We start from the raw sequence: 12,141 nt of genomic DNA on the forward strand, positions 1-12,141 counted from the left end.
AGGCGCCGATACTTAATGATGGGGCGAACACCCCGCCTGCAGCGCCTGCCGTAAAAGACGTGATGAGCCCTGCAATGCGCACAAACGGCAGGTACCAGGGAACATATTTTTCAGTTGTAAACAAGGTGCCGGTCATAACGCTTTTACCCGATCCTATGGCGTCAGGATGTAGAAAAATTCCGGCCAGTGCAATCAACAAACCGCCAATAATAAGGTAGAAAATGGTTTGATATTTCTTTGTAAACCGGGCTTTCCAGCTCATGATGTTCAACATCAATTTTGAACTGCCGCTGCCGAAAAGGCCACCCACAATGGCTATTAATATTACCCATACAAAAACAATGGATGATAAATGCGTAACATCCGGATAGCCTAAATACAGATAGGGGCCCAGCAATGCCTGCGCGGTTAAACCAGCCACAATGATGGCGGTAAACAGGGCAGTTTTAAAATAGCTGATATGGGTTTTTGACAATTCTTCCACCGCAAACACAATTCCTCCTAACGGCGTATTGAAGGCCGCCGCCAGTCCGGCTGCAGCGCCCGTTACGATCATGTTTTTTTTAGAGATCTTCGGCCACCAACTGGGTAAATATTTATTTACGGTCCTGAATACGGAGCCGGCTATTTGTATAGTAGGGCCTTCGCGCCCGATAATGCCTCCACCAAAAACCATTATTAAACTTGAAATGATCTTTACAACAATGATTTTAACGCTTAACAGTCGGTCAATTTTGTTGTGCTCTTTTGGCGTTGCTAATTCAATAGAGGCCATGATCTGGGGAATGCCGCTGCCACGTGCAAATGGAGAAAAGCGTTGAACAGTCCACCAGCCAAGAATAAAACAAACAGGAGCAATAACTAAAAGGCTCCATTTGTAATTGTGTAAAAGGAATATGTTTGCTTCTTCCACCCAGGCGAATAATTTGGCATACAATACAGCCAGCAAACCTGCAACAAGCGAGGCTGTCCAGTAGGGCAGGCCCTGCATGAAATTCAGCTTTACTCTTTCACTTTTCAGATTGAAGACAATTCTTTTCAGTTTATTGCGTATGATGGCGATCATAAGTATATATAGGTTATCCTGCTAAATTGTTCGCAAAGATACCTATATAGTACTACCTCGCAACAACGAATAAAACCGGAGACATTAGAAAGAGATTAGAGAGGTGAGTTGACCAGTTGATCAGTTGACCAGTTAACCAGTTGACGAGTTGACAAGTTGACGAGTTAACATGGCAGAAGGCAGAGAAGGGAAGTCTGAAATTTCGGAAACTCATGTTTGCCGTTTGCCGTCTGCCGTTTGCCATTTCACGATTGCGGAAAGAACTCCCCAACTATGGTATAAAAATTACAGTATTTCTATCTCTGGTTTAAGAAATCATTTCCTATCAATGTTTAAAAACTAAACTTATGGCACACGAAAGAAACAGTCAGTTGCTGAATTTATTGAATAACTGCGTTGCTGAATGCAATCATTGTGCAACAGCATGCCTGGAGGAAGAAGATGTAAAGATGCTTACAAAATGTATTAAGCTCGATCTTGATTGTGCAGATATCTGTCTGCTGGTGGCTGGTTATTTAGCCCGAGGGTCTGAGCATGCAGATCATCTTTTGGGTGAATGCGCTGAGATCTGTCAAAAGTGTGCAGCTGAATGCGAAAAACATGCAGCGCATGGCATGGAACATTGCCGAACCTGTGCGGAAGCCTGCAAACAATGCGCAGAAGCATGCATGCAAATGGCCCATGCGTAAAACTTTATGAAGTAGGAGATAAGAAGTAGGAAGTTTCGCGGGTTTTGTATTTTCCTACTTCTTACTTCCTACCTCTTACTTCTTCTTTTTGTATTTCCTTACACCTCTAATTCACTACGACAACTCTTCTGTTTTCTTACCATTTATTTCTTACACGCGCTCGTACATACGTGTCCTTTTTCTCCATGCGCATACACATGTTTACCGCTATCATGGCAGGCCTGCGTACATACATGTTCTTTGGGTTTCATTTTTTCTGTTTTGGCTTTTTTCGGTTGCTCCTGTTTTTTGTCTTGCGCCTGGGTAGCCAGTGAAAGAGTTGCCAGGATACAGGTTGCAATGAACATTTTGCTGATTGATTTCATGTTTCTTTGTTTGTTTTGTTATTGAAGCGTTATTTTAATGATGTTGTTGATGGCAGGTAACGTAGTAAATCCATTGGGGTTGGGAACAGCCTGAATAGCTTTTGATTCGTTCAGCGGCGTGCCTGCCAGATTGAACTGTGTAATACCGGCGCCGGGAAATTGATTCACCGCGGTTCCATCATCATATAATCCTATAGACGAGGAGAGGTCGCCTTTCTGTGTGGCATCCCAATCATTGCCTGAAGTGGCAAAGAACCAGTCGTTCGAAAAACCATACATCGTAGCAATAGCAATTCTGTCGCCTTTTACTACGGATAACATTTGTGATACCTTACCGCCATTAGCGCCATCGATGCGGGGAAGCAATACGGTGTTGGTTGCCTCTTTCAGCACGTACACTGCTTTAACGCCTTGTTTTGTTTTCAGTGCCGCCGCCAGGATATCGGCATTGCCTTTTTGCGCCAGGTCTTTCAGTCCTTCGCCGCGGTCATTTTCTCCTGTCATAAAGAAAGGATTCTGCTGGCCATTGTATACAACCACAAGCACGGGTGACAGAGGGGTGAAAATGCCCGTCTTGCCCATCAGGTAAGTATTCAGCACAGAGTTGTCGCCCATTTCTGCAATATTGGTAAGGCCGTTGGCAGAAGACTTGCCAACTGAGTAGATGGCTTCTGGCAACAACTGGTTACCACCAGCTACATAAGAGATGGTCCACACACCGGGGCTGAATGGAGTTTCATTGGCTGTGCCGCCCGATTTGTTGGTAATGGTAACCGTAAAAACAGAATTACCATTGTAGGCCAACGATACCTGCATTAATTTTGAAGCAGCCAGGTACGTATTACCGTAATCATCTGTTCCACTTACTTCTTTGATGGTCTTGGGTGCTTTTTCCATGGTACCCGGGTGCATTACTGCTGAACCTGGCGCCTGGTTCACCCGTGTGCCATTGTCCCAAAGCTTTATTTGTGCCGATACATCGCCGGTAATGGATGTGCCATCATCGTTATACAATTTAATACCTGGATTGTCCGGGGCAAAGAAAAGGTCATTACTCCAGCCATACATCGTGGCAAAAGTGAGGCGCTGGTTTTTGGCAGCAGAAAAAGTAAAGGTGGTTGATTGACCGGGTAAAATAACCGGAGGGGTACCTGTTCCCTGAAAAGTGCCGGTCTCTACCAGCGGCTTACTGTCCAGCACATTCTCGATAGTAATGGTTGCAGACTGGGCAGGCGGCATATCATGGTCTTTTTTGCAGGCGGCCAGCGACAATACAGAGGCTAATAAGGTACACGTTGTTAATGAGTTATATTTCATTTGTGGTGTGTTTTAATACCACAAAACAAAAGAAACAGTGTCCCACAGATGTTGCAGAATTGTAACAAAAGTATCACAGTGATAATTCCTGTCTTTTATTTAGCAACTTTGTCCCTATCATTATGGATAATAAAACAGTACTGATCATCGAAGATGATCCCAACATAGTGGAGTTACTGCGCATTCACCTGCACGACCTGGGTTGCAAGGTGGCATCGGAAAGTGATGGCGGAAAAGGGTTGGCCTCTGCAAAGGAAGGCCATTTTCACCTGATTATACTCGACATTACTTTGCCCGGGTTGAATGGCATGGAGGTGTGTAGAAAATTACGACAAACAGACAGGCAAACGCCGATCCTGATGCTTACCGCCAGAAGTGAAGAGATTGATAAAGTGATGGGACTGGAAACAGGCGCCGATGATTACCTGACCAAACCCTTCAGCATCCGCGAATTCATTGCCCGCGTAAAAGTCATTTTCCGCAGAACCGAAGAGTTTGCCACCGAGATGGGTCCGGCGCCGGCGGCTGCCGTAATAAACTGCAACGGGCTTGAAATAGACCTCGACAAACGAAAGGTAACGCTTAATAACAACCGGGTGGACCTGTCGCCCAAAGAGTTTGAACTGATAACCCTGCTGGCATCTAACCCGGGTAAAAGTTATAGCCGTAAGCGGCTGCTGAACCTGGTGTGGGGATACGATTTTGAAGGCTATGAACATACGGTGAACAGCCACATCAACCGCTTGCGGGCAAAGATTGAAGAAGATGTTTCCAACCCAAAATTTATTTTAACCACCTGGGGCGTAGGCTACAGGTTTAACGAGGAATTATAAATGTCTGTAAGAACAATAAAAGGGAACCGGCTATTCTGGAAGATCACAACGGTATTTACCGGACTGTTGATCGTGTTGGGAATTGTGTTTGTGGTCATCGCTTCAAATTTTTCCCGGTCATATTATACGGCCGCACACCAGGAATTATATGGTGATATCGCGCAGCACCTGGCAACGTTTACGCAACCCTTTAAGAACGGCCAGCCCGATACAAGCGTAACGCACGATATCATTCATAGTACCATGGTGGCTAACCCCAGCGTGGAAGTGTATTTACTGGATACCGCTGGAAATATTAAAGATTATGTAGTGCCGGATAAAACGGTGCAGATCCACCAGGTAAATATTGCAAAAGTTAAACAGTGGATAGCCGCCTCCAACATGCACCGCCCAATGGGCGATAATCCCAAACAGCCGGGCGAACCCAGTATATTTTCTGCCGCGCCGGTATATGAGAAGGGTAGGTTAGTGGGCTATGTATACGCTGTACTGGCCAGTGAAAAACAAAAAGCCATTCTGCAGTCGTTAGACAACAATTTGTATTTACGCCTGGCCAGCTATATGTTTTACGCGGCGCTTGCCGTAGCGTTTATAGTAGGCATTGTTACTTTTTTTCTGATCACCGACAGTATTTGCCATATAGCTGCCGTGGTTAAACGCTTTAAAGAAGGTGATTATACCGCTCGGATAGAAGGGTATGCCAAAGGCAACCTGGGTATGCTTACCTCTACCTTTAATGAAATGGCGGATGTTATTGTAGATAACATTGATAAAATTTCTGCCACCGATAAATTCAGACAGGAATTAATTGCGAATGTATCGCACGATCTTCGTACGCCTTTATCTATCATGCAGGGATATGTTGAAACGCTGATGATGAAAAAGGACGAGCTGGCTGCAGCAGACAGGGAAAAGTACCTGGCGATCGTGTATGACAGCAACCGGAAGTTGTCGGTGCTGGTAGAACAACTCTTCCAGTATGCCAAGCTGGAGGCTAATCTTATTACGCCTCAAAAGGAAACATTTATGATCGCGGAACTGGCGGCTGATATAATGATGGCATACCAGTTGAAGGCAGAGGAAAAGAATATCCGGCTCAACATTCAGGCGTCTGATAATTTACCGCTTGTATTTGCTGATATTTCCCTTACCGAACGCGTACTTCAAAACCTGCTTGATAATGCCTTTAAATTTACGCCTGCCGGGGGAACCATTACTATTCTTTTAGCTGAAACCAATGCCGGGGTAAAAGTGGCTATAACGGATACCGGCGTGGGTATTTCGCCCGAAGACCTGACGCATATTTTTGAACGTTATAAGCAGATCCATCCCCGCTCTCCGGGAGCGAAGGGCATGGGCATTGGCCTGGCTATCGTAAAAAAAATACTGGAATTGCACCAGGCAGTTATAATTGTATCCAGTGAACCAGGTAAGGGAACCACGTTTAATTTTGAATTACAGTCTATATAAAAAATAAGGCTATTTTTCCCGTATAATAATTAAAATTGATTGTATCGGGAATAAAGGGTATCTTCACTAATAACAATTGAGATTTACAGCATCTAGTTATAAAACGAATATTTTGCACTTTTCTGCCTTGTAAACTTTCGCTTTTTCTACTTCTTGTTTTTGCTCAGTTCATTTTTAATCAATTAATTTTTAGTTATGAATTTGTATGTTTCAAATTTGGGTTTTCATGTAAGTGACGACGAGCTGATGAACCTTTTTTCTTCATATGGTCACATTTCTTCTGCTAAAGTAATAACAGATAGAGTAACCGGTAATTCCCGTGGTTTTGGTTTTGTTGAAATTTCAACAGATGAGGGTGGTAATAAGGCTATAAAGGAATTGGAAGGAAAAATAATTGAAGGACGTGCTATTTCTGTATCGGTAGCCAAACCAAAAACGGATAGAAATAATTCGTTTGGTGGCGATAGAAAAAGAAATTGGTAAAATAAAAGATCGCTCTTGAAAGAAGCCGTCTGACATCAGGCGGCTTTTTTATGTGCGGTCTGCTAACCCAATATCCATGCCCGGTCAGTGTTATCTTGAAATAATAGCATCAAAAGTTTCTTCTACCTTAATAAAACAATTCATAAACCGCAGGTTGTCGAGCTCCTCAATGGCTGACACCCCCGCATCAAATTCCATTTCCACCAGGGCTGTTCCTTCAGAATAACTGTTTTTGGCAATAATTAGTCTGGCTGATTTTACCAGGCCATAAGGCAGTAAGAGTGCTATAATTTGAGAAGTTGTGGTTAACCTGTTCAGATTACTGATGAAAAGGCGCATAGTATATGATTTACTGATGATAAGATTGACCATGTATAGTGTATAGGCGGGTATAATACAAGGCAGGATACTACACAATAGAAAGCCAGTTTCTGAAAGCTACACTTATTATTAATGATAATCTAATTTATTATTGGTACCTTTATCATCTTATTTTCCTCCCTGCACCTGTTCTGAATCTTCACAACACTTAGTAAGGCAAGGTCATAAGCTGCTTCTTAGTAACTTATTTAATTACATAGATCACAATTTAAACAATATTTCCTGCCGGGCAGGACTCATTTAAAATTTATTATGGCTAGATCACAGGATACTTTTACAAAAAGAGAACGCGAAAAACAACGTGTAAAAAAGCAAGAGGACAAAAGAGAGAAAATGAAAGAGAGGAAGGCTAATGGAAAAAGTAAAAGCCTCGATGATATGATGGCTTATCTGGATGAAAATGGCAATCTCACCAATAAACCTCCTGATCCAAGGAAAGTGAAAATTTTCCGGCAGGAAGATATGCAGATCAGTGTACCTAAAAGCGAAGATAGACTTCCAGATCTGCCCAGGAACGGAACAGTTTCCTTTTTCAACACTCAAAAAGGATTTGGTTTTATCATCGATGCAGAAACACGTGAACGCATTTTTGTTCATGTAAATGATCTCTCGGCTCCTATTCAGGAAAATGACAAGGTAACATTCCTGATACAGAATGGCCCCAAGGGATTGCTGGCTACCGACGTAACGCATGTTAAATAATATTACGACATCCCTAAACGATGGTTTATGATATTTTTAAAAGAACATTTACGTAAAAGCAATTATGAGTGGGAGGTTAAGCTGAACCATTCCATACAGAATAATACGCCGGACCGGCGAATTTTTAACCGTTTCAACGGTTATCAGGTTCTGTTCATTATTAATTGTTTCGGCAGTTCACTTGGCAAATGGACCTTTACCGATGGCCACAGAATTGAAGAACTTATTTCAACTCAATTGCCACAGGATGCAAAAAGTGAATTGTCGGTCTTTAACTGGTTACGCGGGATTTATTTATACTATAATAATTAAGCCGATTGCCAGCATGGAATGGGTTAGAAGAATATTTACCAATAATAAGTAAGTATGAATATACAGGTTTTTAATCTTAGTCTGAATACCGAGGATCGTGACGTGCGAAGATTATTTTCTCCCTTTGGTATTGTGGCGTCGGCCGAAGTGGTGAGAGACAAATGGAACGGTCGCTCAAAATGCAATGCAATGGTCGAAATGCCCGTCGAAAGTCAGGGCCGGCAGGCGATTGAATCGCTTCATCAAACAATGCTGGATGGTAAGAAAATTTCCGTCAGCGAACACCCCATAGAGCCTAAATGGTAATTTCAAATACTGCGCAATAATTTGCTATCCTGCCTCGTGATTGATCTTATAGGGGCGGCAAACATCTTCTTTTTTAAACAATTGGCCCATGGTAACAACCATTACCTCGCAATGCCGTTGTTTAAGCGCGTTAAGGGCTCCATTCTTCACTTCTTTTAATTCCAGGTATTTACACCCGCAAGTGCGCATAGCACGCTTAAATTGGTTTGAACAGGTATACGCCTTCTTTGGTAGCGGCTCGATCGATTCAAAAGGTATTTACGAGTTGAACAATATGACATACTTCATTTTGACTGTTGATGTATATCACCTATGCCCCGCTTTAATGGCAATAACTTTATAAAGTTAACTACTCATTTTTTCAGTAAAAACATATTGTCATGAAATTGAATTTCAAATCACAAGATGTAAAAATCGATCTGAGTTTGGAAGGCATGTTACGTAAAAAGGTTACCCGTCTTGAGAAGGTATTTGACCGGATCGCCGGGTTGGATGTGTTTTTAAAAAAAATTGATACCAGCAGAAAGGAAAAATACGAAATGGAAGGGCGGGTATTTATTCCCAATACGTCATTTTTTTGCCGGGAAAAGGGCGATTCAGTTGAAGACGCGATCAATAATGTAATTGAAAACCTTACCCGGCAATTAAGGTGGAAAAAAGAAGAACGCGTTGAGATCTGGTAAATGTTGCTCACCATAATTATTGTCAATATGAAAAAAACAATTGCCGTAATTGACGGTTTAAAGTATTCAGAAAGTACTACGGAGTATGCCGTTCATGTTGCAAAACTAACCGGATCACACCTGGTTGGTATTTTTTTGGATGATTTCACCTATCATAGTTATAAAACATATGAGCTGGTTGGTGGAAGGGGTTATGTAAATGAAGAAAAGATGGAAAGGTTGAAGAAAAGCGATGACCAATCGCGTGAAGAAGCTACTCAAAAGTTCAGCATAGCCTGTCAGGAAGCGGGTATAAATTTTAATGTGCACCACGACAGAAATATTGCCATTCATGAGTTGCTGCATGAAAGTATTTTTGCCGATCTGCTGGTAATTGAAAGCAAGGAAACATTTACGCATTACGAAGAAAAATTGCCTACGCGCTTTGTTCGCGATCTGTTGAGTGAAGTGCAGTGCCCTGTACTGGTAGTACCTAAAAATTTTACTCCTTTTGAAAAGGCCATTTTGTTATATGATGGAGAGCCGGCTTCGGTATATGCCATCAAAACATTCAGCTACCTGTATGCAGGGGCGCCCAACATGGAGGTGGAAGTTGTTTCAGTTAAAGGCATTAAGGACACCCTGCATGTGCCCGATAACCACCTAATGAAGGAATTCATGAAGCGTCATTTTCCCAAAGCAACATTCACCGTTTTAAGGGGCGATGCGGAAAATGAAATAGTTAAACAACTGAAAGGCAGTAGTACTAACCTGTTGATCGTTCTTGGCGCCTATAACCGGGGCATGGTTTCACGCTGGTTCAGGCCCAGTATGGCCGACATGCTGATGGAAGAATTAAACAAGCCTTTATTCATTGCGCATCATTCATGAATGGCATATTCCATACAAATGAAAAAGCCATCCCGACACGTTGGGATGGCTTTTAACCAGGTTCAATACTTCTTATTTGTACTTGATATTCAGCGAAACAATATTAGCATTCATGTTTATATTCTTGGTGTAATGCCCATAGCGGATCTCTAACATATTACAGTGCTTAACGCCAAATACGCCATTGGGCGGCGCCAGCCTGATGCCCGCTCCCAGGAAATTACTGTTGAATTTTGACAGATCATAATTGCTGGTGTAAAATTCATTCTGTGCCGTATGCTGGCCATAGGGCGCAAAATATTTTACAGCCGACTGGTTATAGAACCGGTAAAAGGGACTCACAGAAAAGAAGGAGGTGATCTTTACCGGCACTTCAATATTTACTGTGTGTGAGCTAATGCCCCAGTCGTCTTTGTAATACCGGTACCAGGTCCTGATGATGAACCTGTCGCCCAGAAAGTAATTGGCCCTGAAACCCAATGGTATCTTCAGGCGGTTATCAGGTAATTTTTCCTGGTGAACACTGCCATCGGTAAAGTACACCCGGTAAAAAGGAAGACTCAGGAATCCCTGTTGGTGTACCAGATCGGCCAGGAATGCTATTTGAAAATTCTTGTTAATAACCTGCGACCAGGATAAAGAGCCTGCAAGGGTTGTACGGTTGGCAGACCCATAACCGCCTTCGCGGCTGTTGTTGGGGTTAGTTCTTAATTCTACGGGGTCAACCAGCTTTACCTGGTCAAAGTAAGCCTGCATCTTAACCAACAATTCACCATTCCTGTCTTTTGTTTTTTTAGAGAATCCTGCATTGGCGCCGAAAGAAGTATAATCGAATTCGGAAGAGGAGGATACGCCGGCTGTAATGGTGCTTCCTTTCTGTTCATTCTCCATGTTCCAGGTAAGAGACGGATAGATCCGGGTATCTGCGTGTGACGCAGAGGAATTGGCTTTCAGATCAATTTTATCGGAGGAAGCCGATGTATAGTGATCGATACCTACTTCCACATCGAATGAATGTTTCCGTAGCTTGCGGTCGTATTTGGTAAGCTTTACATCAAATACATTGGCAAGGTCGGTTAATTGCTGGGTGCCAATGCCACCTGTTACTGCCGCATGATCGCCGTTCTGGTTATAGTAACTTGATACCAGGTTTATTTCATCTATTTTCAGTTTCCTGCTTTGAAAACTGCTATCGGGCAGTTGCTGCGAAAATGATTGTAGCAATGCCGCCATACCTAAAGCAGTTAAGAATATTTTTTTCATGCCTTTTGGTTAAACAGTTAATTAATTACAGCCACAGCCGCCGCCGCTTTTACCGGCATTGGCGCCGGAAGCGCCTTCGCGGTACGATTGAAAACTCATTTCTGTTTTTTCAACTTTTCGGTTAGACAAGCTCATTTCTGAATCGTTCAGCTTGTTCTTCTGGTATTCTTTAACTGTTTTGCATGATGTTGCCAGCCCGGTAATTACAGCCAGTGCCGCCAGATATTTTCTAATACTCATTTTAATTGGATGTTTTTGGTGGTGTAGATATTGTTGTTGTCGTCTACAAGAATGCAACCAAGATGCTGGATCTGGTTAATGAGATCGAGGCCTGCTTTTACGCCCATTACCATAACAGGGGTAGCCATGGCGTCGGCTATTTCAGCATAAGGACTAATGATGGTTACGCTTTTAATGCCGGTTACAGGCATGCCTGTTTTGGGATTGATGGTATGGGAATATTTTTTGCCATCGATCATTACATATTTCTCATAATTTCCTGAAGTGGCAATTGCCAGGTCAGAAATGTTGAGCCAGGAAAAGGCCGATCGGGCATTGTCAGGATGTGCAATGCCGATAGTCCAGGGTTCATTATTAGCCTGTTTGCCCCAGGCAACCAGGTCGCCTGATGCATTTACTATGCCACTATGTACGCCCGCTTTTACCAGCAGGTTCCTGGCCATATCGGCTGCATAGCCTTTGCCAATGCCACCAAAACCAATGCGCATCCCTTTTTCTTTTAATAGAACAGTGCATGCCTGTTCATCGAGGAGCACGTTACGATAATTGATCAGCCGCACAGATCGTCTGGCGGTTTCGGCATCGGGCAAACTGGTCATGGTACGATCGAAATTCCACAATCGTTTATCTATAGATCCGTAAGTAATATCAAATGCCCCATCGGTAACACCGGAGATCTTTAAAGATCGTTTGATGAGTTCAAAAACTTCCCGGTCAACGTGCACCGGTTCCATGCCAGCCATCCTGTTTATCAGGTTTGTCTGGCTGTTTTCATCAAACGTGGTGAGCAGTTTCTCTATCCTTTTGATCTCATTAACCGCCAGGCCAATTTTTTCATGCGCCCATTTTTCGTCATTGGCCACCACGGTAAATTCAAAGGTGTTGCCCATTAATTTACACGTGTGTTTGTATTCAACCAACGGCAGGTCAGGGGCGTTTGACATCGCAAACCGATTTTAGTTGTTCAAGGAACAGCGTGCTGTTGTTATCCGGGTATCCTTCCCATGCTTTTACCACCTTTCCATCGGCAGTCAGTAATACTGTATAGGGGAACTTGCCCAGGGGATTATATTTTTCTGCCAGGGCATCATTGCTTTGCTGTAATTCTTTCGACAACTGGTTCTTTTTCTTCCGGGGAAAATCTGCATCGTATAGCTCCAG

Annotated in this window: 17 protein-coding genes and 1 pseudogene; 9 read left to right on the plus strand and 9 right to left on the minus strand. The window is 43.0% G+C overall.

Translation table 11 applies throughout. The annotated features are described in order from the left end of the window. On the minus strand, nucleotides 1-1,066 hold a 1,066-nt coding region (locus ACJ751_RS06275; RefSeq protein WP_407744521.1), incomplete at its 3' end, for a chloride channel protein. 347 nt (nucleotides 1,067-1,413) lie between these two features. On the opposite strand from ACJ751_RS06275, the gene ACJ751_RS06280 reads away from it, so the two are divergent. Then, nucleotides 1,414-1,755, plus strand: coding sequence for a four-helix bundle copper-binding protein (locus ACJ751_RS06280; RefSeq protein WP_407744522.1), 342 nt, complete (start codon nucleotides 1,414-1,416; stop codon nucleotides 1,753-1,755). A gap of 143 nt (nucleotides 1,756-1,898) precedes the next feature. Here ACJ751_RS06280 and ACJ751_RS06285 read toward each other — a convergent pair whose 3' ends face one another. Next, the gene (locus ACJ751_RS06285; protein WP_407744523.1) at nucleotides 1,899-2,120 is read right to left on the minus strand and encodes a hypothetical protein; all 222 of its coding nucleotides are present in this window, start codon (nucleotides 2,118-2,120) and stop codon (nucleotides 1,899-1,901) included. Between the two features lie 18 nt (nucleotides 2,121-2,138). Then, nucleotides 2,139-3,437 carry a spondin domain-containing protein gene (locus ACJ751_RS06290; RefSeq protein WP_407744524.1) on the minus strand — a complete coding sequence of 433 codons (1,299 nt, stop codon included), beginning with the start codon at nucleotides 3,435-3,437 and terminating at the stop codon, nucleotides 2,139-2,141. A gap of 122 nt (nucleotides 3,438-3,559) precedes the next feature. Here ACJ751_RS06290 and ACJ751_RS06295 point away from each other — a divergent pair, with 122 nt between their 5' ends. From ACJ751_RS06295 to ACJ751_RS06305, 3 genes are all read left to right on the plus strand, one after another. Next, nucleotides 3,560-4,270: a response regulator transcription factor gene (locus tag ACJ751_RS06295; RefSeq protein ID WP_407744525.1), complete on the plus strand. Its 711-nt coding sequence runs from the start codon at nucleotides 3,560-3,562 to the stop codon at nucleotides 4,268-4,270. Next, a complete protein-coding gene (locus ACJ751_RS06300) occupies nucleotides 4,271-5,740 on the plus strand; it encodes an ATP-binding protein (protein ID WP_407744526.1) in 1,470 nt (489 codons plus the stop codon). It abuts the gene before it with no gap. Nucleotides 5,741-5,935: 195 nt separating this feature from the next. Beyond that, nucleotides 5,936-6,223 carry an RNA recognition motif domain-containing protein gene (locus tag ACJ751_RS06305; RefSeq protein ID WP_407744527.1) on the plus strand — a complete coding sequence of 96 codons (288 nt, stop codon included), beginning with the start codon at nucleotides 5,936-5,938 and terminating at the stop codon, nucleotides 6,221-6,223. A 90-nt stretch (nucleotides 6,224-6,313) separates the two neighbouring features. Here the strand turns inward: ACJ751_RS06305 and ACJ751_RS06310 are convergent, their stop codons facing one another. Beyond that, nucleotides 6,314-6,562 carry an RNA-binding protein gene (locus tag ACJ751_RS06310; protein ID WP_407744528.1) on the minus strand — a complete coding sequence of 83 codons (249 nt, stop codon included), beginning with the start codon at nucleotides 6,560-6,562 and terminating at the stop codon, nucleotides 6,314-6,316. Nucleotides 6,563-6,856: 294 nt separating this feature from the next. Here ACJ751_RS06310 and ACJ751_RS06315 point away from each other — a divergent pair, with 294 nt between their 5' ends. Genes ACJ751_RS06315 through ACJ751_RS06325 form a run of 3 tightly spaced genes read left to right on the plus strand, consistent with a single transcriptional unit; the run spans nucleotide 6,857 to nucleotide 7,924 of the window. Continuing rightward, nucleotides 6,857-7,306: a cold-shock protein gene (locus tag ACJ751_RS06315; RefSeq protein WP_407744529.1), complete on the plus strand. Its 450-nt coding sequence runs from the start codon at nucleotides 6,857-6,859 to the stop codon at nucleotides 7,304-7,306. Between the two features lie 27 nt (nucleotides 7,307-7,333). Next, nucleotides 7,334-7,618, plus strand: coding sequence for a hypothetical protein (locus ACJ751_RS06320; protein ID WP_407744530.1), 285 nt, complete (start codon nucleotides 7,334-7,336; stop codon nucleotides 7,616-7,618). 54 nt (nucleotides 7,619-7,672) lie between these two features. After that, nucleotides 7,673-7,924 carry an RNA recognition motif domain-containing protein gene (locus ACJ751_RS06325; protein WP_407744531.1) on the plus strand — a complete coding sequence of 84 codons (252 nt, stop codon included), beginning with the start codon at nucleotides 7,673-7,675 and terminating at the stop codon, nucleotides 7,922-7,924. 24 nt (nucleotides 7,925-7,948) lie between these two features. Here the strand turns inward: ACJ751_RS06325 and ACJ751_RS06330 are convergent, their stop codons facing one another. Beyond that, nucleotides 7,949-8,113, minus strand: a complete 165-nt coding sequence (locus tag ACJ751_RS06330) for a hypothetical protein (protein WP_407744532.1) — start codon at nucleotides 8,111-8,113, stop codon at nucleotides 7,949-7,951. Nucleotides 8,114-8,304: 191 nt separating this feature from the next. Between ACJ751_RS06330 and hpf the strand changes: the two genes are divergently transcribed. Both hpf and ACJ751_RS06340 read left to right on the plus strand, forming a co-directional pair. Continuing rightward, on the plus strand, nucleotides 8,305-8,607 hold the full coding sequence (hpf, locus tag ACJ751_RS06335) for a ribosome hibernation-promoting factor, HPF/YfiA family (RefSeq protein WP_407744533.1): 303 nt from the start codon (nucleotides 8,305-8,307) through the stop codon (nucleotides 8,605-8,607). A 27-nt stretch (nucleotides 8,608-8,634) separates the two neighbouring features. After that, complete coding sequence (locus tag ACJ751_RS06340; protein WP_407744534.1) at nucleotides 8,635-9,477, plus strand: universal stress protein; 843 nt, start codon at nucleotides 8,635-8,637, stop codon at nucleotides 9,475-9,477. 72 nt (nucleotides 9,478-9,549) lie between these two features. Here the strand turns inward: ACJ751_RS06340 and ACJ751_RS06345 are convergent, their stop codons facing one another. The 4 genes and pseudogenes from ACJ751_RS06345 to ACJ751_RS06360 all read right to left on the minus strand — a co-directional run. Further along, nucleotides 9,550-10,740, minus strand: coding sequence for a DUF3570 domain-containing protein (locus ACJ751_RS06345; protein ID WP_407744535.1), 1,191 nt, complete (start codon nucleotides 10,738-10,740; stop codon nucleotides 9,550-9,552). A 21-nt stretch (nucleotides 10,741-10,761) separates the two neighbouring features. Next, nucleotides 10,762-10,980: a DUF4266 domain-containing protein gene (locus tag ACJ751_RS06350; protein ID WP_407744536.1), complete on the minus strand. Its 219-nt coding sequence runs from the start codon at nucleotides 10,978-10,980 to the stop codon at nucleotides 10,762-10,764. Beyond that, the gene (locus tag ACJ751_RS06355) at nucleotides 10,977-11,924 is read right to left on the minus strand and encodes an FAD:protein FMN transferase (protein WP_407744537.1); all 948 of its coding nucleotides are present in this window, start codon (nucleotides 11,922-11,924) and stop codon (nucleotides 10,977-10,979) included. Before ACJ751_RS06355 ends, ACJ751_RS06350 begins: the two co-directional genes overlap by 4 nt. Beyond that, nucleotides 11,908-12,141, minus strand: a pseudogene (locus ACJ751_RS06360) (thioredoxin family protein); the annotation flags it as partial. The pseudogene ACJ751_RS06360 and the gene ACJ751_RS06355, both read right to left, overlap by 17 nt.

The sequence above is a fragment of the Niastella sp. genome (genome assembly GCF_045805085.1).
Lineage (GTDB): Bacteria > Bacteroidota > Bacteroidia > Chitinophagales > Chitinophagaceae > Niastella.

Coding starts and splice junctions, on each gene's coding strand:
- ACJ751_RS06285 (WP_407744523.1), bottom strand. CDS start 2,120: ATGAAATCAATCAGCAAAATGTTCATTGCAACCTGTATCCTGGCAACT.
- ACJ751_RS06355 (WP_407744537.1), bottom strand. CDS start 11,924: ATGTCAAACGCCCCTGACCTGCCGTTGGTTGAATACAAACACACGTGT.
- ACJ751_RS06350 (WP_407744536.1), bottom strand. CDS start 10,980: ATGAGTATTAGAAAATATCTGGCGGCACTGGCTGTAATTACCGGGCTG.
- ACJ751_RS06345 (WP_407744535.1), bottom strand. CDS start 10,740: ATGAAAAAAATATTCTTAACTGCTTTAGGTATGGCGGCATTGCTACAA.
- ACJ751_RS06280 (WP_407744522.1), top strand. CDS start 1,414: ATGGCACACGAAAGAAACAGTCAGTTGCTGAATTTATTGAATAACTGC.
- ACJ751_RS06315 (WP_407744529.1), top strand. CDS start 6,857: ATGGCTAGATCACAGGATACTTTTACAAAAAGAGAACGCGAAAAACAA.
- ACJ751_RS06340 (WP_407744534.1), top strand. CDS start 8,635: ATGAAAAAAACAATTGCCGTAATTGACGGTTTAAAGTATTCAGAAAGT.
- ACJ751_RS06330 (WP_407744532.1), bottom strand. CDS start 8,113: ATGCGCACTTGCGGGTGTAAATACCTGGAATTAAAAGAAGTGAAGAAT.
- ACJ751_RS06325 (WP_407744531.1), top strand. CDS start 7,673: ATGAATATACAGGTTTTTAATCTTAGTCTGAATACCGAGGATCGTGAC.
- ACJ751_RS06295 (WP_407744525.1), top strand. CDS start 3,560: ATGGATAATAAAACAGTACTGATCATCGAAGATGATCCCAACATAGTG.
- ACJ751_RS06310 (WP_407744528.1), bottom strand. CDS start 6,562: ATGCGCCTTTTCATCAGTAATCTGAACAGGTTAACCACAACTTCTCAA.
- ACJ751_RS06320 (WP_407744530.1), top strand. CDS start 7,334: ATGATATTTTTAAAAGAACATTTACGTAAAAGCAATTATGAGTGGGAG.
- ACJ751_RS06300 (WP_407744526.1), top strand. CDS start 4,271: ATGTCTGTAAGAACAATAAAAGGGAACCGGCTATTCTGGAAGATCACA.
- ACJ751_RS06290 (WP_407744524.1), bottom strand. CDS start 3,437: ATGAAATATAACTCATTAACAACGTGTACCTTATTAGCCTCTGTATTG.
- hpf (WP_407744533.1), top strand. CDS start 8,305: ATGAAATTGAATTTCAAATCACAAGATGTAAAAATCGATCTGAGTTTG.
- ACJ751_RS06305 (WP_407744527.1), top strand. CDS start 5,936: ATGAATTTGTATGTTTCAAATTTGGGTTTTCATGTAAGTGACGACGAG.